The sequence below is a fragment of the Sphingobium mellinum genome (assembly GCF_037860795.1).
GTDB classification, from domain to species: domain Bacteria; phylum Pseudomonadota; class Alphaproteobacteria; order Sphingomonadales; family Sphingomonadaceae; genus Sphingobium; species Sphingobium mellinum.
Window position 1 is genome coordinate 1 of the sequence record NZ_JBANRK010000030.1, and the last position, 19257, is coordinate 19257.

The window sequence follows — 19257 nt, forward strand, 5'->3', positions numbered from 1 at the left end:
CGAGAAGCCATAGATTCAGAAATTTACCGCCTTGGGAATCCCCCTCGTGAGTCAGCATCACTGGTGGTTGGTATAAGAGTGATATGTGCGACAAAAAGAAAGGTAACGCAAACGGGTAGCAAGAGCAGAATCAATGGCACTCGCAACAGCATAGAGCGCGACGGCCTCAACATGCGAATGGCCAGCACGATCAGTTTGTTGGAAATGACTGCTATGTCATTGCCTCTTTCGCTAATGTGGACATCCGTAAATGTTCGGAACATCCCGGCGAGCGCATATTTGGAAAAGCGGTGATAGTCATAGGGAGCGTAGTGAACCCGTGCAGAAAAAGGTACTGTGGCGATCAATTTGCCGCCGGGCTTAAGCACACGTTCGATCTCTGCTATCAGCAATGCTGGTTCAGGTGAATGTTCCAGCACTTCCGTGCAGAGCACTGTGTCGAAAGTCGCGTCAGAAAAGGGAATGCTATTGCCGTCAAAGGGGATGACTTCATCATTCCCCGACATGTTGAACGCTCCCGCCTGCGGCACGTCTATCCCGACATAGTCCACGTCCGCCGGCAGGAAAGTTCGGTAAGGCATTTCGCCGCAGCCCACGTCCAAAAGGTTGCCCTGCAAGGTGGATAGCTTTGGGCCAAGGAAGCGCCATATGGTGCCGAGTTGCAGATCGACAAAGCAGCGCAGTTTAAACGCCAGCCTTGAGCTAAAGGAAGAACCAAACCGTAAAGGAATCGGCTTAAAATGCTCATCATGGGTGTTCGCCGTTCCGGCCATTACGCAAGCATCCAGTCTAAGGCCCATCATAAAAGCGTTTAAAGCGGCTTAAAGCCCCAACTCATGAAATTGCCGACATTCACCGACAGCCGTCGACGGTCCAGCCAGGATCCGCGCACCATTCGGGTCAGCGCACCCTTCAGTCCATCAGGCATCGGCACAAGCCGCAGCCAGTAGCTGAGCCGATAGCTATTCCAGAAGCTTGCACCTCCGACATCGCCATAGCCGTTGATCTGGAGGAGTCGCCGGGAGCTTTCCGCCGAGAATAGCTGCATATGCTCGATGTCGACGATGGGCGAGCGGGGGCCCAGAAGCCGGTTGAGCAGTCCGCGCCGGTCATGGGTGACGCCGACGAACGCGCCGCCGGGCTTGAGCAGATGATAAGCCGAAGCCACCAACGCGCCCGGATCCCGCACATGCTCCAGCGTCATGAAGCAGCAGATGAGGTCGAAACTATCGGGAGCAAAATCCTCTTCCCGGAAAATGCCCTCGCGGATCCATGCTTGGCGGTGTGCCGGCGCAGCCGCGATGGCGGCTGTCGAAGGCTCAACCCCTACAAGTTCTCTAAAGCCTGCCTCTTGCAGCCGCTCTAGAAAAGCGGCGGTTCCCGTTCCGATTTCCAGTGCGCCCCCCCGCCCCTTCAATCTTTCGAGCACCGGGCCAAGCGCGCGCGAATAGGCATCGGCGGCATCCTCAGCTTCTTCGGCACTGTCATAATCCGCCTCATGATAGCTCGCCGCCAGCGAGCCGACGGTGGGCGGGCGATCCACATAAGCAAGATCGCACGCCTGGCAACGCACCATGGCGTGGCTCATATATTCCGGCACTTTGCGCGAGGCGAAGCTTGACGCGCTCACGCGGCTTTCATCCCGTGTGTCGGACAAAAAAGGCTCGGCCTGTTCGGGACCGGCTCCGCAAAGGGGGCAGTCGCGCGCGGCAATGACGGGCTCATAATTCATCTAATCTCCCTAGTGCATCTTGGTTGAGCAAATGTTAACCATATCCGGGGATTTTCGGGGCATGAAAGAAACACAGGTCATAGCAGCACGACCGCATGGGACCAGATCGCTGGCCGCCCGCATCCGTGGCCAGGCCCTTCGCATGGTCACACGCGCCAAAGCGTCTCACATCGGATCAGCGCTGTCGATCGCCGACATCATGGCTGTGCTGTATGGCAGAGCCCTGCGTGTCCATCCGGCCGCACCGCATCATCCCGAACGGGATCGTTTCATCCTGTCAAAGGGCCATGCCTGCGTCGCCGTCTACGCCGCCCTAGCCGAAACGGGGTTTATCGACCCCACCCTGCTCGAAACATATGGCGCAGATGGATCGATGCTGATGGCGCATATCAGCCACAAGGTGCCGGGGGCGGAATTTTCCACCGGGGCGTTGGGGCATGGCCTCCCTTTCGGCACGGGCAAGGCGATTGCGGCCAAGCGTCGCGGCGAAGCATGGCGGACAATCGTCCTCACCAGCGACGGCGAATGGGGCGAAGGCAGCAATTGGGAAGCGACGCTGTTCGCGGCACATCATGGCCTCGATAACCTCATCTGCATTCTCGATTATAACAAATTGCAGAGCCTGCGTACGGTGGACGAAACCTTGCGGCTCGAACCCCTTCATTCGAAGTTCGAGGCGTTCGGTTGGGCCGTCCGCGAAGTTGACGGGCACGATCATGATGCGCTGACCGACGCGCTGGAAGGCGGGCCATGGGTGGCCGGCAAGCCGATGATGCTGATCTGCCATACCACCAAGGGCAAGGGCGTCAGCTTCATGGAGAACAAGGTGGAATGGCATTATCGCAACCCCACCGCCGAACTGCTGGAAACGGCGCTCGCGGAGATCGAATGGGAGAATGGCCGTGCGTGACGCCTTCATCGATGAGTTGACCACTCTGGCCGAAAGCCATGACAATATCGCTCTTATCGTGGGCGACCTTGGCTTCAATGTAATTGAGCCCTTTGCAGATCGCTTCCCCGACCGCTTCATCAATGCGGGCGTCGCGGAACAGAATATGACGGGCTTGGCCGCCGGCATGGCGAGCGAAGGCTATCATGTATTCACCTATTCGATCGCCAATTTCCCGACTTTCCGTTGCGCTGAGCAGATCCGCAACGATGTCGATCATCACCGCCTGCCGGTGACCGTCGTCGCCGTGGGCGGTGGCGTGTCTTATGGCGCGCTCGGCTATTCGCACCATGCGGTGCAGGATTATGCCCTGATGCGCGCGATGCCAAACATGTCGATCGCCGCGCCTGGCGATCCGCTGGAAACGCGGGCGTGCGTCCGATGGCTGATCGATAATCCCGGCCCCTCCTACCTGCGCCTCGGCAAGGCGGGAGAACCGCGCTTCCATGACAGCATCCCGGACATCGCGCCAGGACGCTGGGTGAAGGTGCGCGAGGGGAACGAAAAAGCCGTGATGCTATCGACCGGGGCGGCGCTCGGGGCGGCGATCGCGCGGGCGGATGGTCAGGCCGTCTGGTCCCTGCCGCTCTGGAGTATGGCCGCGAAGACGGAACAGCCTGCCCAGATCGCGCGGCATAGCCGCATCACGACGCTGGAAGATCATCTGGCGGACGGCGGCTTCGGATCATGGCTGACGGAATCTGTGGCAGGCACACCAGCCGCCGCCTGCATCCAGCCAATCGCCCTCTCGGCGGAAATTTGCGACATGGTCGCGAGCCAATCAACACTCAACCGGATCGGCCGCCTGGCGGTATAACTATTTCTTTACCACGCCTGTTCATAGGATTTGACCCATGAAAGCGATCATCCTTGCAGGGGGCCTCGGCACCCGCCTCGCCGAAGAAACGTCGGTCCGGCCAAAGCCCATGGTGGAGATCGGCGGCAAGCCGATTCTGTGGCACATCATGAAGATCTATGCCCAGCATGGCGTGAACGAGTTCATAGTGTGCCTTGGCTACAAGGGCTACATGATCAAGGAATATTTCTTCAACTACGCGCTTCATATGTCGGATGTGACGATCGACCTGCGGCGTGGCACGACCGACGTGCATCGTAATGCATGCGAGGATTGGAAGATATCCCTGATCGACACCGGTGCCGAGACGATGACCGGCGGTCGCCTGCGTCAAGCGCTGCACTATCTCGGCGATGACGATGATTTCTGCCTGACCTATGGCGATGGTGTCAGCGACCTCAATGTGGGCGCTGCCATAGACTTTCACCGTTCGCACGGCCGCAAGGCAACCGTGACTGCGGTCCGACCGGCAAGCCGTTACGGCCAGCTCGACCTTAATGGCGATCAGGTTGCAGCTTTCGCCGAAAAGCCGGTGGATGAAGGCGGCTGGATCAATGGCGGCTTTTTCGTCCTCAACCGCTCGATCGGCAACTATCTCAGCAATTCAGACAGCTGTGTCTGGGAGCGCGAGCCGTTGGAGCGGCTGGCCTCGGACGGCGAGCTGCGCTCTTTCTTCCATGACGGCTTCTGGCAGCCGATGGACACGCTGCGCGACAGGCAGATGCTGGAAGGCATGTGGGAACGGCAAGAGGCGCCATGGAAAACCTGGCACTGAGGCAAGGCAGCGCCGTGGCGTCGACGCCCGAGCCCCGGTTCTGGGCCGGGCGGCGCGTGCTGCTGACCGGCCACACCGGGTTCAAGGGAAGCTGGTTGCTCGTCCTGCTGGATATGCTGGGCGCGCGCGTTACCGGCCTGTCACTGGCCCCCGACACAACGCCTTCCATGTTCGATCTGATCGGCGGCGCTGACCTGTGCGATCATCATATCGCAGACATTCGCGATGCCGCCGCCGTAGAAGCGATCGTCACCCACGCCGAGCCCGACGTCGTGCTGCATCTGGCAGCGCAGCCGCTGGTGCGCGCGTCCTACGTCGATCCGATCGGCACCTATCAGACCAACGTTATGGGTACGGCGCATGTGCTGGAGGCTTGCCGCAAGGCGGCCTCGGTTCGGACGATCGTCTCCGTAACGACTGACAAATGCTATGCCAATGACGGGCGCACCGAAGGCTATCGCGAGGACGCACCGCTTGGGGGCCATGACCCCTATTCCAACAGCAAGGCCTGCGCCGAACTGGTAAGCGCGTGCTGGCGCGATAGTTTCCTGGGCGAGCGAGGCGCCGGCCTCGCCACCGCGCGCGCGGGCAATGTCATCGGCGGCGGCGACTGGTCGACTGACCGGCTGGTTCCCGATGCGATCCGGGCTTTCTCTACCAGGCGGGCGCTGGAGATACGCAATCCCGACGCAGTGCGCCCCTGGCAGCATGTACTCGAACCGCTGACCGGCTATCTGCTGCTGGCGGAAGCACTGGCGGCCGACCCCGCCCGCTTTGCGCATGGCTGGAATTTCGGGCCGGCCGCTGCAGACATGGCTAGCGTCCGCGATATCATCGATTTGCTCGGCCGCCATTGGGGCGTGGCCCAGCCCTGGGCGACGCAGCCCGGCGACCATCCCCACGAAGCCGCGATGCTGACGCTCGATTCCTCCGCTGCTGCCGATGCGCTCGGCTGGCGTTCGCGCCTGACGCTGGATCGCGCGCTCGCGCTGACGGCAGACTGGTATCGCGCCCAGGACAAGCAGGTCGTTACTCGCACGCAGGCCGAGGCTTTCCTCGCCATGGTGCCGGCATGAGCCGCATCCTCATCACTGGAGCGAGCGGCTTTGTCGGCGCCGCCGTCGCCTATCTTGCGGCCCGCAATGGCCATGAAGTCACTATTCTGGTCCGCGCCCGCTCCTCACCGCGTGTCCTAGCGCTCGCTGGACGCTGCGCGATCGCCGTTGCCGACCTGTCTGATCGTGACGCAGTTCGCGCAATCCTGATCGATGCGCAGCCCGACATCGTGATCCATTCCGCTTGGGAAGGCGTAGGCGGACCCGCGCGCGCCGGCGACATCCAGCTCGACAATATACGCACGACTGTTGAACTACTCGACAGCGTCATCGCGGCGGGCGCCCGCCGTTTCATCGGCATCGGCAGCCAGGCCGAATATGGCCGGCATGACCGCCGGATCGACGAGAGCGCGGCGACCGAACCCTTTCTTCTCTACGGCGCGGCCAAGCTGTCCGCCTGCCATCTGACGCGCCAACGCGCGGGCGACGCGGGCATCGGCTTTGCATGGCTGCGTCTTTTTTCGCCCTATGGCCCCGGCGACAATCCCAATTGGCTGATCCCTTCGGTGGCGGCCCAGATCATCGCTGGACAGACGCCGCGCACGAGCCCTGGCACGCAGAAATGGGATTATCTGCACATCGCCGACTGCGCAGAGGGCATATTGGCCGCCGCCGTGACCAATGTGGCTCAAGGCGTGTTCAACCTGTCGAGCGGCCGCGCCGTCACTGTCCGGTCGATCGTCGAACGCATCCGCGACCTCGCGTGCCCCGGCCTTCCGCTGACCTTTGGCGACATCCCCTTCGGCCCCAACCAGATCATGCATCTGGAAGGTGACTGCAGCCGGCTCACTGCCGCGACCGGCTGGACCCCGCGCATCATGATCGAGGACGGGCTCGTCAGCGTCGTGGATTCGTTGAGGCAAGCCGCATGATGGTGTCCGCCTTCGACCGCCGGTTCATCGGCTTCCTCATTGCCGGTGGGATCAACACGCTGTTCGGCTATGGCGTCTATAGCGCGCAGGTGCTGATGGGCATCGTGCCTCCTATTGCCGTGGTGATCAGCACCGTTGTCGGCGTCCTCTTCAACTTCCTGACGACGAGTGCCGTGTTTCGCTCGCGCGACCTGCGCAAGCTGCCGCGCTTCCTGGCGGTCTATGCCGCAATGATGGGCCTCAACATCCTGTTACTCGACATTGCCATGCGGTGTGGCCTTGGCCCGCTACTCGCTCAGGCGCTTATTCTGCCGATCTTCACCCTCACCTTCCTCGCCATGCGCCGCTTCGTGTTCGCGGCCTCGCCGGAGCAGACATCATGAAGACCATCTCCATCGTGACGCCCTGCTTCAACGAGGCGGATAATGTCAAAGCGTGCCGCGACGCGGTCGCCGCCCTGTTCGCCCCCGGAGCGCCGCTGGCACGCTATAAGCGCGAGCATATATTTGCCGACAATGACAGTAGCGACGGCACGCAGGACATATTGCGCGCGCTGGCGGCAAGCGACCGTTCGATGAAGGTCATACTGAACGCACGTAATTACGGACCCTTCCGCTCCAACTTCAACGCGCTTCGTGCCGCAACCGGTGACGCGGTAGTCGTGTTCCTGCCCGCCGACCTTCAGGACCCGGCCGAAATGATTCCGGAATTCGTAAAGCTCTGGGAAGGCGGCGTCGAAGTCGTGGCCGGCGCCCGGGTCAACCGTCAGGAAAGCCTCGCGCTGCGCACCTGCCGTGCGATCTTCTATCGCACCGTGCGCAGTTTCAGCGACATCGACATTCCGGTGAACGTCGGCGAATTCCAGCTTCTGGACCGCAAGGTGTGGGAAGCCGTCGTCAGCCATGACGACCATTATCCCTATATCCGCGGCATCATCGCTTCGGTTGGATTCCGCCGCGTCATCGTGCCCTATACCTGGGCCGCGCGTCGCTCGGGCATTTCGAAGAATAATCTGCCGCGATTGATCGACCAGGCGCTGAACGGCATTTTCAGCTTCACGAACGTGCCGATGCGCCTGTGCACCTTCGCGGGCATCGCCATGGCGCTGCTTTGCATGCTGTACGCGACGGCGTCGGTCGGACTGTACTTCATCTGGCCCAATCTGGCGCCGCGCGGCATGATGACGCTGATCGTCGCCCTCTTCTTTCTTTCCGGGGTCCAGCTCGCCTTCATGGGCATATTGGGCGAATATGTGACTTCGATCCACGCGCAGGTTCGCAAGCGCCCGCTCGTTGTCGAGCGGGAGCGGATCAATATGGAAGCGGCAATGGTCGGCGATGATGTGGCCGGGAGCCCGGTCCACGCGCTCCAGCAGGAACTGGGCGTGGAGGCAGCGTGACGCCATCGCCGGCTATGGCCGTGGCAGCCAACGATCGGAATATTGCATCGGCAAGTGTCCCGTTACGCGCGCTACCGGCTCTGCTCATTGCCTTCTTTGCCCTGAACAATGTGCTGCTGCTGGGCTTCCTAGGGAAGCCACCACTGCTGGTCGCGGCCCTTGCTGTCATGATGCCGCCACTGCTGGGATTCGTCGCCTACAGGATGACGCCGGATCAGTGTCGCATCGGGCTTTCGACCTTCCTGACTTGCCTGCTGGTGGCTGCGGTCCTGCTGATGCTCGGCGGCGAAGGACGGCTCTTCTACGCCCCCACTGACTGGCAGGTACGCGATGCACTCCTCGCCGATATGGGCGGACATCACTGGCCTTTCGATTATTGGCTGGACGGTCGGTCGCAGATCGTGCGCGCGCCAATAGGCATGTATCTGATCCCCGCGTTGATGGGCGGTGCGAGCCAACTGGGCCGCGACTGGATGTTGCTTGTTCAGAACAGCCTGCTTCTTGGCCTGCTGTTCGCGCTGGGGTCCGCCCTGTTCGAAGGTCGTCGCGCGCGCTGGATCGCCCTCATCATCTTTGTAGTATTCAGCGGCCTCGACATTCTGGGCACTCTCATCTCGCAATGGGTGACCGGGGAGGCACGGTGGGACCATATCGAGGATTGGGCCGGCGGCTATCAATATAGCGCGCACATCACCCAACTCTTCTGGGTTCCGCAGCACGCCCTTGCCGGCTGGGCCGTCGCCGTCGTCTATCTTCTGTGGCGCGGAAAGCTCGTTCCCATCGGAATATTTGGCGCCACGCTGCCTCTTGCTGCACTTTGGTCGCCCCTCATCCTGTTCGGTGCCGTGCCCTTCGCTTTATTCGCGGGGATGCGCGCGCTTTGGACGCGTTCGTGGGATTCGCGCGACCTCCTGCTTTGCCTGATCGCGACCGCGATTGCAGTGCCGGCGCTCCTCTATCTGTCGACGGACGCCGCAGCGGTCGGCGGAGGGCTGCGCGTTCCGAACCTGATCCTTTATTTCCTGATCATCCTGTTCGAAGTGACGCCCTTTCTGCTCCCGGTTCTGTTCGATCGTAACAATGGCGTCGATCGCACGAGCCTAGCCATCTCGGCTGTCTGTCTCCTCCTAATGCCCAGCTGGTCGATCGGCATGTTCAATGATTTCCAGACACGCGCCTCCATCATGCCGTTAGCGATCCTCGCGGTGGCCTATGCCGACTGGGCAACGCGCATCGCTGGCTGGCGCGAGAAAGTGAGCTTCGGCGTCGTCATCGCTCTGGGCTCGGTGACGGGCATAATCGGCATTGCAAACGCGCTACGCTTCGCACCCTCGCCCGTGCCACATTGCTCGGTTGCGGGGGTATGGGAACGACAGTCCACTTTGCATCCTCCACACAGTTCCTACTTCGCCGCTCGGACAGCATTCCCCATCAGCATAGTGCCCATGGACCGGGTGAGTTCCGCTACCCCAGATAGATGCTGGGATCGCCCGTGGCGCGTGCCGGCGCGATCCTTCCTAGCAGTGCAGGGCCGCTGATGACCTCGTCGATAACGATGCTGGCGGTCTATGCCGCGCTGCTCCTCGCCGTGCTTCTAGCGCCTTATGTCAGCCCGGCCTTTGGCTCGCATGCTGATCGACAGCGCCGGATCGAACTGGGGGCCTGCGCCCTGCTGCTCCTGGGGGCGGTTGCGCTGACGGCGTTCCGTCAGGGAGCTTTTCCCCTGATCGGCATATTTGTCCTGATCCCACTTTTTGGTCTTGGAACCATGGCCCTTTTGGGCGGCATCACCGCTGCCCTGCTCTTCGCCACCACTATCTGGTGGACGCAATCCTTGTCATTCGGCCTCGTCCCAACCGCGATCGCGGCCCTGCTAGCTGTGGGAGCCGGCTTCCTGCCGCGCTGGAAACCCGATGCCGTTACGCCCCCAAGACTCCTCCGAACAATGCTGCCGTGCGCGATCATCGGCGTCGGCGTTGGGCTTCTGACGGCGCCTTTCGAGGCAGCGGACACCATCTACCTCGCCTGGCATCATTGGGGCGCCTATCTCGCTCCGGTAGAGGCATGGCGAGGCGGCGGCGTACCCTATCGCGATTTTCCGATCCAATATGGATTGGGGCCAACGGTCGTGCTGCTGGCCAGTTGCGGTCAGGATTGCTGGCGCGGCATGTATGAGACCACGGTCGTCGCCAATGCGCTCTACTTTGCGACGCTTACGGGAAGCGTGGTCATCTTGACCGGGCAGTCATCCAGGGGCGTGCGCTGGCTGGCGCTTCTCGCCATGTTCTGTGCCGCTTTCATGTGGACCGGCTTCCCCAGCAACTTTGCAGGACCCGTGATCACACCCTCGGTCGCAGGGCTGCGATTCCTGTCGATTTCGGCACTACTGCTTCACATCCTCTACGCCGAACATCACAAGGTCCGCCGCGACTGGATAGGCCATGGTATCTGGCTGATCGACCTTTTTTGGTCGCCCGAGGCCGCGTTCTTTGGAACGCTGATCTGGTGGCCCTATCTCGCACTACGCGACGCGACAGAAGCAGGCAGCCGGCGCGGTGCCGTCATCACGCTTGCCCAAGGGGCGGCTCGTGGAGCGATTGCTCTGACAGCCGGCATCTGCATCCTTGCGCTGATCCTGTGGATGCTTTCGGCGAAGACGATCACCCTTGCGGATTTCTTCGCCTATGTGCAGCATCCTCCTGGGCTCCTGCCCGTCAATCTTGTCGGGACCATCTGGATCGCGCTTGCCGCTCTGGCGCTTGGCATCATGATGCTCGCACGGCAGCGCCTGTCAGAGCAGGCCCGGCCCCTCTATGCCTGCCTGCTGGGTTTCCTGGCGGCGGGCACCTATTATATCAGCCGCAGTCACGACAATAATATCCTCAACTTGTTCCCTCTTTTGGTCCTGGTGCTGCTGGCGACCCTGAGCAATCTGAACGACGCCGGCGAAACGGCGCGACATTTTGGACGCGCCTTCATTCACACCTTGCTCGTCGCAATGGTCGCCTTCATAGTCACCTTCGACTACGGCCCTTGGCGACAGGGCGCCGCCCAGATCGGCCCATTGCAGGTTGGACCGTCACGGCTGATTGCTCGCTTTGCACCCGAGGCTGAAGATAGGCCCGCCATGTTGCCCCCCGATGCGATCGCGGGTTTGCAATATCTTCAGGGCCAGAAGGCCGGAGCAGTTGCGCTGTTCGATCGCAACTACCTGATGGTCCGCTCTTCCGGTGCAGCGTGGACCAGCGTCAACAACCTGGCTAATTTCGTCCCGCTGCCTGCGACATCCATTGAACATTATGTCCGTCGAAGCGCAAATGCTTACGGCCGGCCAGGGTGGATCCTGACAGATGCCGAGCATCTACAGTGGGTAGCTGCATTTCGCGTAACCTATGATGTACATCGCGAGCGGTCGTTCGGCAGTTATCGCGCATATTATCTTGTGCCCCGCCACATGGGAGCTGCTGTGGATCGCTGAATTGATTGAGCCGCATCGTATAGCTCTGACCAACCCTGTTGATGGCAGGATAGCGCCCTCGACGGTGATCCGACTGATGCGGCGCAAGGAGACAGTTCTCGCGCCAGCGAAACGAGGAGGCCCTCGGGTGGCGGGCGATTGACGCAGCACATCACAACCCTGATCGGCTGGGTCGCAGCCGACGACAATAGCACCATCGCCCGAACTGACGGTTGGGACACGATCTGTAAGGCAGTCTGCTGGAGCGGGTAGCGGGGATCGAAGCCGCATCACAAGCTTGGAAGGCTAGAGCCTAATCCGATCTGACAGAAGCGTGGGGATTCCCTTGGGCTAGGAAATCTGATTCAACATGCCAGCTGGATTAGCGCGTAGACTCATTATTCGGCGCACCAGATGCGGACGCAGATGAGCTTGATGGCGGCGAGGAAGTTGGCTGGGTCTTTGTCGTAGCGGGTGGCGATGCCTCGGAACTGTTTGATGCGATTGAAGAAACGCTCGACGAGGTTTCGCTGTTTGTAGAGCCATGGCGAGAAGGCGAAGCGCTGCTTGCGGTTGGATCGATTGGGAATGTTGGCCCAGACGTCCCTCGCCGCAGCAGCTTCACGGATGGCGTTGCTGTCATATCCCTTGTCACCCAGCAGGGTTGCGCCCTGGGGAATGGCCTCGATCAGCGCTTCGGCCTCGCAGGCATCGTGAACCTGCCCGCCGGTCAGCCTCAGGCTGACAGGGCGTCCGTCAGCATCGACAAGAGCGCGGAGTTTGCTGGTGGGGCCGCCCCGGGAACGTCCCATGCCACGATTGGACTTGTAACGGTTTTGTGCCGGTCACCTATCTAATTATGCCACCTTGGCTTCGAACGCGAGCGGGCTGATGCCGCCCAGATATGAATGTCGGCGACGGGCGTTGTAGAACCCATTGATGTACTGAAAAATGGCAGCCTCTGCCTGTCGCCTTGTCGGCCAGCTCTGCCGCCAGATGAGTTCCGCCTTCAGGGATTTGAAGAACGTCTCAACGGAGGCATTGTCGTAGCAATTACCCTTGCTCATCGATGGACGCAGGCCATAGGCCTGCAGCTTTTTCTGATAGTCGTAAGAGCAATATTGGCTGCCGCGATTCGAATGGAAAAGGCAGCCCCCGGGAGGCTGGCTCAGGCGCGCTGCCATCTCCAACGCCCTGATCGCCAAGTCTTTCTTCATCCTGTCACTTACCGCCCAACCAACGACACGCCGGCTATGCAGGTCGAGAATTACGGCAAGGTAGAGCCAGCCTTCTGACGTCCAGATATCAGTGATGTCGCCCGCCCATTTACGGTTGGGCGCATCGGCGGCGAAGTCGCCGTCCAGCCAGTTCGCTACGACCCCCAGGCGATGATAGCTATCCGTTGTCACCTTGTGCCTGCGCGTGCGGACAGGCTTGATCCCGTTGATGTTGGCTCCCCCGCCCTTCGGGTCATCAGTCGTCCAACACGGCGCTCGCCAACATCGAGGCCGACCTCTTTGAGTTCCATTGTCATCCTCGGACGACCATAACTGCCAAGGCTGAGGCGATACTGTTCCCAGATATGTGCCAGCACTTTCATATCCGTGCGCGCACGTTGGCTGATCGGTCGCGAGCGCCAGGATCGATAGCCACGAGGGCTGATCCGCATCACCCGGCAGATCGTCTCGACGGGCCACGCATGGCGCCAACTCTCCACGAACGCGAACCTCACGGCCGCTGGCTCGCAAAGAATTGCGTGGCCTTTTTTAGGATATCCCTCTCCTCCTTGAGCACCCGATTCTCAAGACGAAGCCGTTCATTCTCACGCGCGAGATCTGCCTGCGGCGCTGAAACCAGATCACTAGGCCGATACTGCGACACCCACTTACCCAGCGTCGATTTGCCGATCCCCAAATCCGATGCGACCCGGTCGCGGGGCAACCCGCTGGTTAGCGCAATCCGCACCGCCTCCTGCTTGAACTCTTCTGTATGCTTGATCATCTCGTCGGTCTCCTGTTGCGAGCTCTAATCGCTCAAGTGACCGGCGCAAAACCGCTACAAGTCCAGCCATCATTGGGCCTCCCACTGCGTCATGGCCGGGATCGACCTCATCACCATCATGAACATGGGAGGCTGGAAGTCGCTGCGTATGGTCCAGCGCTATTCCAGTGCCAGCCTCGATCATATGCGAGCGGCGATCAACAAGCTGGACTGAAACAAGCGGAGACGGAGAGCAGGCGGTCATCGGCGGCTGGGTCGGAGCAACAGCACCTTTGGAGTGACGAGGAACAACTCCAGATTCTGGCGAAAGCCTTTCCAGTGTGTCTGCCGTGGTGCGGCGACACCACATATCCAATGCGCGAATAGCCACCGTCCTTGATGTTCGGCAGCGTGAGAGCGGCAGACAGCCGACTTAATGCTGGACACACACGAAGGCGTAAAAATGCGTGTTCGGCCACCTGTTATATTCAGTAGGGTAGGGATCGATCCGAGTGGTTGAAAACAAGCGCTTGAGGCGTTCCTCCTCATCATCGACGTGCGGATATATCGCCGCGTAGTCCATGCCTAGATCCTGTGAATAGGTGTCGACGAGTACCTCCTCCGCGATGCCGCACTGGCTTTTGACAATCAGCTTGCCGCCTGGGCGAAGCATTTGCCGCAAAGTGCAATACATCTGCATTCGATCATCGGCTTCCGGTATCGAATTAATGACGCCGAACAGAAGGATGACATCGAACTGCCTGTCACTGGTATAATCAATAGCGTCAGCAACTTCGGTAGTCAGATTGGGTCGTTTGTCTGCAAAATCCACCATCCCTGGATATTTGTCGACGGCGTGGACGTGAACCGCTTCCCGAGCAGCAATAGCATTCGCCAGCGCGCATGTGCCACATCCCAAATCAAGTATCATTGCGCCGCTGGTAAGATGCGGCCTAATCAATGCTAGGTCGTAGGGTGTGAACTCGGGATGGAAGCGGGCGGCCTCCACGGCTGGCTGACGCGATCGGGCCTCCCAGAAACGATCAATCTTTTCACCAACGATCTTGCTATTCATCACAGGCCCTCCCACGCGTCACGATATTGCTGCATCCAGACCAGCGCGCGTTCATAATCGTCGATCGTATCCACCTCGGTGGCGCGCACTTCGATCACGCGCAGCGGCAGCAACGGCTCCAGTATGTGATAGACGTGCCGCTCAGCTCGCCCCTCTTCGTCGGCTTGACGAAGTTGCTTGGCGGATATTCTGGCGAGCCCGGACCATTCGGCAGTTCCCCTCTCCATCGAGAACGCGGTAACCATTGCACCAGCCTTGTCATGACGTGTTTCGACCATCACAGGCTGGGAACTCGAAATGGAAAGGCAGCCGACAAGCGCTGTGTCTGCATCAAGAAAATTTCGGAAATCCTGGGGAACAACAAGCAAGTCGCCGTCGAGGGAGACGATATCCCCATCCACACCCACGGCAGCAAGGCACAAGCTCTTGGCTGTCCCCGTGGTCTGATAGGCATGATTGAAAACGAAGGTAATGTCGCGCCTAGCGGCAAGTGCGCACGCAATCACCTGATCTGCTTGGTGCCCCACTACTATACGGACATCCTCTACGTCGCGCAGCATCGCCAGTTGCCAATGCAGCAGAGGTTTTCCACAGATATCGATCAGCGCCTTGGTCATGCCCATGCCCAGTCGGGTCGCCATGCCTGCGCAACTGATCACAACTGTCGGAGAAAGCGGCACAGCGCGGCTCCATCGTAAATCGCGTGTGTTGCGACTCTCAACAGTGACTGCGCAGGCGGATGAACGCCGCCAAAGGCGACTGCAACATCCGCGATCTCCAGCATGCCCAGATCATTGTGGCCGTCACCAATGGCGGCAAATGGCCGAGGGATTGTCCGCGCCGAAACGCTCTTGTCAACGATGCTGATCAGGTCGACGATCCGATCGTCCTCCACGAGCGCCGATGATGAAATGAGCTTCGCGCCAAGACGGGCGCAAAGCGCCGCGACCCACACGTCGAGGTTACCGGTAAGGATGTAGCAGCAGTCGGCGTTCTGCTGGAGGAAGGCAACGATGTGCGGATCGAGGTCCACGCTTTCCACGATATTACGCACAGTCGAGACAGGGATGCCCTGCAAGAGCTTTACCCTCTCCTGAAAGCTGTAGGCGAACGGTATACGCCCCGCCATCGTTAGTTCTGTGAGCTTTGCGATTTCGTCACGCAGTCCTACTGCTTCCGCAATTCGGGGCAGCAACTCTTCGGATGTGATGGTACCATCCAGATCGAAGGCAAAGTGCCACTTGCACCTCCGTTTCGCAATATCGGCGTCACCCTGTCGTTTCATAGCGCCTCGACAATGGCGGCCGCCTTTTCGAAATCGAACGGCGCTATGATCGACGAGGTGCGCGATGGAATCCGTTCGGGATGGTCACGCCAAGACGAAAGCAGTGCCCAAGCCCGGTCAGGAGTATGGACCGCCACTTCGGGAAGAGCTTGCCAATGGTCACGGAGATATCCCGATTCCACCGAGCCATCGTCTATGCACAGGGTCGGCACTCCCCTTAGCGCAGCTTCAGCGCAGATTGACGAAAGTCCATTCGATACCACAACATGCGATTGGTCAATGAGGAGGCTGGACTGAACCGAAGCGTCGAAGACTTGACATCCCGCACTTAGGGCGAGCTCGATCATCGACTGAGTCCCCGGAAAGGCGGGCGGCTTGAACAGCGGACAAAGGGCAAGCAAGTCCCTGTAAACCTCCTCGAACAGCCCAGATGGACGCGCGAGCCAGGCCCCGATCTCGGAGGGCAACCAAGCGATCCGCAAAGGCACTCGAGCGATTGCAGGTGTATTGTTCTGTGCAGCTTTTATCCACCCGACGGTCTCGCAGGGGACATAGGTCGAAAGATACCACCAGCTATCCGACGGCATCAAGATTGCGTCGAACAGCGTCAATCCGGCAATCTCCGACTCTTTGATTGGGGACAGCAGATCATGAGGCACGAAGTAGCTGCGATTGGGCTGCAATACCTCTTGCAATTCGGGCACGTTCAGCACATCCAAATCGGTTCCGTAATAAACGTGGTAGTGGTGCCCATTCAAGTACGGATGTTGTGAGCTGACCAGAATACGCCGCCTTGCCTCAAGTGCCTGTGCCAGAGCAGCACGCCAGCCCGCACGCACCATGTCCAACTCAATGCAGTGACGCCCCTGCTTCCTGAGGAAGTCAGCCAACGGCCCGAGTGAATATTCGCTGCCCACCCCGGCGAAAATATAGCAAGTGTCATCTTCAGCCATACACGTCCTCCCTAAGAGGGCATGCGGTGAGGGATTTGCTTGCGAATAGCCAGGCAATCTCGCCCTTGCCCAACAACATTGGCGCAGCGGCCCCATGATCAGCGGCTATGCAGTCCAGTCCCTCCAACATGATTGAAGATGAAGCGATTAAGCGGTCCCGACGATTACCGTCAGACGAACTCGCAAGGGAATGGACGCGGGTGAATCCCGCAGCGTGAAGGGCCGACCTCGCGGTGCGCGGCGTGGTGATACCAAGCGTCGACTGCTGCATAAAATCGGCTGGCGGAACCACCATAGTGCCATCCTCCGCAACAAGGTGCATGTCAACAAGACCAAAGCTCATACGCCGAACATCAGGCGATAGCACAAGCGCGGGAATGTCTGCGCGCCAGGAAATCGGTATGCGGGTCTGGTCTGCCGTAAACGGGACAGTGATCCACTCCGATGGTGCAGCGGCGCGAACGCATTGTCCGTCCATATCAATTATCAAGTCGCCTGCCGCTTCCGGCCGCGTCATGGTATGGAACTTGAGCGCGAGGGCGTCGCCCGACGGTCGGAGCAGACAAATCTCAGCTTCAATCTGCGATCGCTCGCTATTAGCCCATATCCAGACATTTGTATCGGTGTTTTCCACCCAGGAATGGCCCAAAACCCAGCGGCAAGCCGCAAAAAGCGTCGATCCCTCAAAGGGCAAGACAATCCGATCCCGAACCTTGTCGGCCAGCGCGGAGAGATGACCAGCATCGCTGACGATCGCTTCACCCCAGCCTGCATCGCTAACTACGAGAATGTCGCAAGCGGGGAGGCAAATGCCAAGCGCCGACCGATCAATGCACCGCCAGCCGCTTCGCAGATCGCGAGGTGCCGAAACCACTTCAGCCACCGACCCAGGAATAAAAATACCGACGACGCGCGCTCCTGGCAGAAGCCGTGCTAAAGCCGGAGCGAATGTCCCTGCAATCACGACGTCTTTGTCAGCGCAAAATTGGGCCAGAGCAGTCAGCGGTAGTGAACGGGCCGTCGCCGCCTCATCTCGCCCGGCCAACTTCTGGTCAAAATCCAGCACTTTGTTAAATCTGCCTTCCTGCACGTTAAGGTCACGTCATCGCACTCCGATACGAAGTGTGTCAACCAAGAATTAGTTTGCCCCATACCAATCACGCGCCGAAATTTAAAAAGAAAACGCGCCATTATCTGCCATTAAAAACGCATAAATCATGTACAGCAGTCCTATGCGATCGATATTCGTGCCAACTTATAAATTACACGATGTATAAATACCGAGCATAAATAAATCATGATCCAGTTTTACGCTTAATATGTCCAAAAAAACTCCAATTTTTCTTTACCTAGCAATAAGCCAGCATGCTATGTCAGCACAGCCAGCCCCAGCTTGCCTTTTCCAAGGTTAAACTGGACAATCCGCGGCCTAGGCGCCATGACCGGCCCGTTTGCGGGCCCGCCCGACATTGCACGATCTCAATAGGGGGAACTTCATGGCCTTACAGCATGCCCAGCAAAACGCACGAACATGGCTGCTTGAAGTAGCGGCCCCGTTCTGGGCGGATCAGGGCGTGCATGCCGACGGCATGTTCGTCGAGGCCTTTTCCCGCACAGGCAAGCCTCTGGACGATATACGGCGCCTCATGGTGCAAGCGCGACAGATCTACAGCTTCTGCGAAATTGGTCGGCTGGGATGGAGCGGACCTTGGCGCGAGACCGTCGCTCGCGCAACGGACCATCTTGTGAACAAAGGCATTTCCAGCAATGGCGAATTTGTTCATGCGTTCGATGCGAGCGGCGCCGTGGCGGACTATCGAGCCGATCTCTACAATCAGGCGTTCGGCCTCTTTGCGCTAGCTCACGCCGCCGAAGCGCTGGGCCGCAAGGACCTTTTCGATCTCGCCGAGCGGGTATTGGACAGACTGGAGGATCGATGGAGCCGGCTTCAGGGCGGATATTGGGAAGGAGATATCACGCCTTGCCCGCCATTCCGCCAGAACCCCCACATGCACCTGTTCGAGGCTGGCCTTGCCCACTACACCTTTACCGGCAATCCGCGTTGGAAGGAGTTCGCTACCCGGATAGCGGTAATGTTCAAGGGGCGCTTTCAGGAAAATGCTTCGGGCGCTGTAACCGAATTTTTCGACGAAAACTGGAAGCCACTGCCGCCGCCCGAAGGTGTCATCGTGGAGCCGGGCCACTGCCTGGAATGGGCCTGGCTCTTCGAAGTCGCCTTCGACCCTATTCGCTGCACCACCACGGCCGAACAACTGTTGGTCTTTGCTCGGAAATGGGGCATCTGCGATCAACGGAGCCTTGCCATAAACCAGGTCAGCCTAAGCGGAGAGGTGATCGATGGACGTGCCCGGCTCTGGCCACAGACCGAACGGCTGAAGTCAGCCGTAGCGCGACATCGTCGGACCGCGATGGAGGCAGACGAACAGGAGGTCGTGGCTGCATATGAAGGACTGACCCGCTACTTCGATCCGGATTATCCTGCCATTTGGTATGATAAAATGGATGAGGCCGGACAGCCACTTGATGAACCGGCGCCAGCCAGTTCCTTCTACCATATTGTTTGCGGCATTTCGGAACTCTTGAAGGCCTGATCCATTGCTTGCGACTTGCAATCTGACAGCCGGGCCCGCGGGACTTTCTCAGTGGCATGCTCCTGCACCTGAGGGGATGAAAGTTGCGCCAAGTTCGTCCATCGGGCTATTACTGCCACTTAGAGCGGTTTCCACACGAACTGACTCGCCGGGGGGTTCGCATTGCGGCTGCGTTGTGATTCAGACTTGGTGCTGGT

Annotated in this window: 18 protein-coding genes and 2 pseudogenes; 11 read left to right on the forward strand and 9 right to left on the reverse strand. The window is 59.6% G+C overall.

Annotation, left to right across the window (positions count from 1 at the left end):
- Positions 1-23: 23 nt before the first annotated feature.
- Together AAC640_RS17370 and AAC640_RS17375 are read right to left on the reverse strand one after the other, a co-directional pair.
- Positions 24-773, reverse strand: a complete 750-nt coding sequence (locus tag AAC640_RS17370; protein WP_340268550.1) for a class I SAM-dependent methyltransferase — start codon at positions 771-773, stop codon at positions 24-26.
- A gap of 38 nt (positions 774-811) precedes the next feature.
- On the reverse strand, positions 812-1732 hold the full coding sequence (locus tag AAC640_RS17375) for a class I SAM-dependent methyltransferase (RefSeq protein WP_340268552.1): 921 nt from the start codon (positions 1730-1732) through the stop codon (positions 812-814).
- A 61-nt stretch (positions 1733-1793) separates the two neighbouring features.
- On the opposite strand from AAC640_RS17375, the gene AAC640_RS17380 reads away from it, so the two are divergent.
- The 9 genes from AAC640_RS17380 to AAC640_RS17420 are packed head-to-tail and all read left to right on the forward strand — an operon-like array spanning position 1794 to position 11176.
- Entirely contained in the window at positions 1794-2642 is an 849-nt protein-coding gene (locus tag AAC640_RS17380; RefSeq protein ID WP_340268554.1) for a transketolase, read from the forward strand.
- On the forward strand, positions 2635-3498 hold the full coding sequence (locus AAC640_RS17385; RefSeq protein ID WP_340268557.1) for a transketolase family protein: 864 nt from the start codon (positions 2635-2637) through the stop codon (positions 3496-3498). Before AAC640_RS17380 ends, AAC640_RS17385 begins: the two co-directional genes overlap by 8 nt.
- Positions 3499-3535: 37 nt before the next feature.
- Entirely contained in the window at positions 3536-4312 is a 777-nt protein-coding gene (gene rfbF / locus AAC640_RS17390) for a glucose-1-phosphate cytidylyltransferase (RefSeq protein ID WP_340268559.1), read from the forward strand.
- The gene (rfbG, locus tag AAC640_RS17395; protein WP_340268561.1) at positions 4294-5388 is read left to right on the forward strand and encodes a CDP-glucose 4,6-dehydratase; all 1095 of its coding nucleotides are present in this window, start codon (positions 4294-4296) and stop codon (positions 5386-5388) included. The genes rfbF and rfbG overlap by 19 nt, the downstream gene beginning before the upstream one ends.
- Positions 5385-6299 carry an NAD-dependent epimerase/dehydratase family protein gene (locus AAC640_RS17400; protein ID WP_340268563.1) on the forward strand — a complete coding sequence of 305 codons (915 nt, stop codon included), beginning with the start codon at positions 5385-5387 and terminating at the stop codon, positions 6297-6299. Before rfbG ends, AAC640_RS17400 begins: the two co-directional genes overlap by 4 nt.
- On the forward strand, positions 6296-6682 hold the full coding sequence (locus AAC640_RS17405; protein ID WP_340268565.1) for a GtrA family protein: 387 nt from the start codon (positions 6296-6298) through the stop codon (positions 6680-6682). Before AAC640_RS17400 ends, AAC640_RS17405 begins: the two co-directional genes overlap by 4 nt.
- The gene (locus AAC640_RS17410) at positions 6679-7698 is read left to right on the forward strand and encodes a glycosyltransferase family 2 protein (protein WP_340268567.1); all 1020 of its coding nucleotides are present in this window, start codon (positions 6679-6681) and stop codon (positions 7696-7698) included. Before AAC640_RS17405 ends, AAC640_RS17410 begins: the two co-directional genes overlap by 4 nt.
- A 20-nt stretch (positions 7699-7718) precedes the next feature.
- Positions 7719-9236, forward strand: coding sequence for a hypothetical protein (locus AAC640_RS17415; protein ID WP_340268569.1), 1518 nt, complete (start codon positions 7719-7721; stop codon positions 9234-9236).
- Entirely contained in the window at positions 9236-11176 is a 1941-nt protein-coding gene (locus tag AAC640_RS17420; protein WP_340268571.1) for a hypothetical protein, read from the forward strand. Before AAC640_RS17415 ends, AAC640_RS17420 begins: the two co-directional genes overlap by 1 nt.
- Before the next feature lie 377 nt (positions 11177-11553).
- Here AAC640_RS17420 and AAC640_RS17425 read toward each other — a convergent pair.
- Both AAC640_RS17425 and AAC640_RS17430 read right to left on the reverse strand, forming a co-directional pair.
- Positions 11554-11970 (reverse strand): annotated as a pseudogene (locus AAC640_RS17425) (IS5 family transposase); the annotation flags it as partial.
- A 42-nt stretch (positions 11971-12012) separates the two neighbouring features.
- Positions 12013-13156, reverse strand: a pseudogene (locus tag AAC640_RS17430) (IS3 family transposase).
- A 91-nt stretch (positions 13157-13247) separates the two neighbouring features.
- Between AAC640_RS17430 and AAC640_RS17435 the strand changes: the two are divergent.
- Complete coding sequence (locus AAC640_RS17435; protein WP_340268573.1) at positions 13248-13370, forward strand: hypothetical protein; 123 nt, start codon at positions 13248-13250, stop codon at positions 13368-13370.
- Between the two features lie 198 nt (positions 13371-13568).
- On the opposite strand, the gene AAC640_RS17440 is transcribed toward AAC640_RS17435, so the two are convergent.
- The 5 genes from AAC640_RS17440 to AAC640_RS17460 are packed head-to-tail and all read right to left on the reverse strand — an operon-like array spanning position 13569 to position 17514.
- Positions 13569-14210, reverse strand: coding sequence for a class I SAM-dependent methyltransferase (locus AAC640_RS17440; protein ID WP_340268575.1), 642 nt, complete (start codon positions 14208-14210; stop codon positions 13569-13571).
- The gene (locus AAC640_RS17445) at positions 14210-14827 is read right to left on the reverse strand and encodes an NTP transferase domain-containing protein (protein WP_340268577.1); all 618 of its coding nucleotides are present in this window, start codon (positions 14825-14827) and stop codon (positions 14210-14212) included. The genes AAC640_RS17440 and AAC640_RS17445 overlap by 1 nt, the downstream gene beginning before the upstream one ends.
- 38 nt (positions 14828-14865) lie before the next feature.
- Positions 14866-15495 (reverse strand): HAD family hydrolase, encoded by a 630-nt coding sequence (locus tag AAC640_RS17450; protein WP_340268579.1) that lies wholly within the window; start codon positions 15493-15495, stop codon positions 14866-14868.
- Complete coding sequence (locus AAC640_RS17455; RefSeq protein ID WP_340268581.1) at positions 15492-16448, reverse strand: hypothetical protein; 957 nt, start codon at positions 16446-16448, stop codon at positions 15492-15494. Before AAC640_RS17455 ends, AAC640_RS17450 begins: the two co-directional genes overlap by 4 nt.
- Positions 16441-17514, reverse strand: coding sequence for a hypothetical protein (locus AAC640_RS17460; protein ID WP_340268583.1), 1074 nt, complete (start codon positions 17512-17514; stop codon positions 16441-16443). The genes AAC640_RS17455 and AAC640_RS17460 overlap by 8 nt, the downstream gene beginning before the upstream one ends.
- Positions 17515-17944: 430 nt before the next feature.
- Here AAC640_RS17460 and AAC640_RS17465 point away from each other — a divergent pair, with 430 nt between their 5' ends.
- Positions 17945-19060, forward strand: a complete 1116-nt coding sequence (locus AAC640_RS17465) for an AGE family epimerase/isomerase (protein ID WP_340268585.1) — start codon at positions 17945-17947, stop codon at positions 19058-19060.
- Positions 19061-19257 lie beyond the last annotated feature (197 nt).

Bases quoted from the DNA above. Each gene is read 5' to 3' on its own strand.
- AAC640_RS17455 (WP_340268581.1), bottom strand. From the start codon at position 16,448: ATGGCTGAAGATGACACTTGCTATATTTTCGCCGGGGTGGGCAGCGAA.
- AAC640_RS17440 (WP_340268575.1), bottom strand. From the start codon at position 14,210: ATGAATAGCAAGATCGTTGGTGAAAAGATTGATCGTTTCTGGGAGGCC.
- AAC640_RS17450 (WP_340268579.1), bottom strand. From the start codon at position 15,495: ATGAAACGACAGGGTGACGCCGATATTGCGAAACGGAGGTGCAAGTGG.
- rfbF (WP_340268559.1), top strand. From the start codon at position 3,536: ATGAAAGCGATCATCCTTGCAGGGGGCCTCGGCACCCGCCTCGCCGAA.
- rfbG (WP_340268561.1), top strand. From the start codon at position 4,294: ATGGAAAACCTGGCACTGAGGCAAGGCAGCGCCGTGGCGTCGACGCCC.
- AAC640_RS17445 (WP_340268577.1), bottom strand. From the start codon at position 14,827: ATGACCAAGGCGCTGATCGATATCTGTGGAAAACCTCTGCTGCATTGG.
- AAC640_RS17380 (WP_340268554.1), top strand. From the start codon at position 1,794: ATGAAAGAAACACAGGTCATAGCAGCACGACCGCATGGGACCAGATCG.
- AAC640_RS17420 (WP_340268571.1), top strand. From the start codon at position 9,236: ATGACCTCGTCGATAACGATGCTGGCGGTCTATGCCGCGCTGCTCCTC.
- AAC640_RS17375 (WP_340268552.1), bottom strand. From the start codon at position 1,732: ATGAATTATGAGCCCGTCATTGCCGCGCGCGACTGCCCCCTTTGCGGA.
- AAC640_RS17405 (WP_340268565.1), top strand. From the start codon at position 6,296: ATGATGGTGTCCGCCTTCGACCGCCGGTTCATCGGCTTCCTCATTGCC.
- AAC640_RS17400 (WP_340268563.1), top strand. From the start codon at position 5,385: ATGAGCCGCATCCTCATCACTGGAGCGAGCGGCTTTGTCGGCGCCGCC.
- AAC640_RS17465 (WP_340268585.1), top strand. From the start codon at position 17,945: ATGGCCTTACAGCATGCCCAGCAAAACGCACGAACATGGCTGCTTGAA.
- AAC640_RS17410 (WP_340268567.1), top strand. From the start codon at position 6,679: ATGAAGACCATCTCCATCGTGACGCCCTGCTTCAACGAGGCGGATAAT.
- AAC640_RS17370 (WP_340268550.1), bottom strand. From the start codon at position 773: ATGGCCGGAACGGCGAACACCCATGATGAGCATTTTAAGCCGATTCCT.
- AAC640_RS17435 (WP_340268573.1), top strand. From the start codon at position 13,248: ATGGCCGGGATCGACCTCATCACCATCATGAACATGGGAGGCTGGAAG.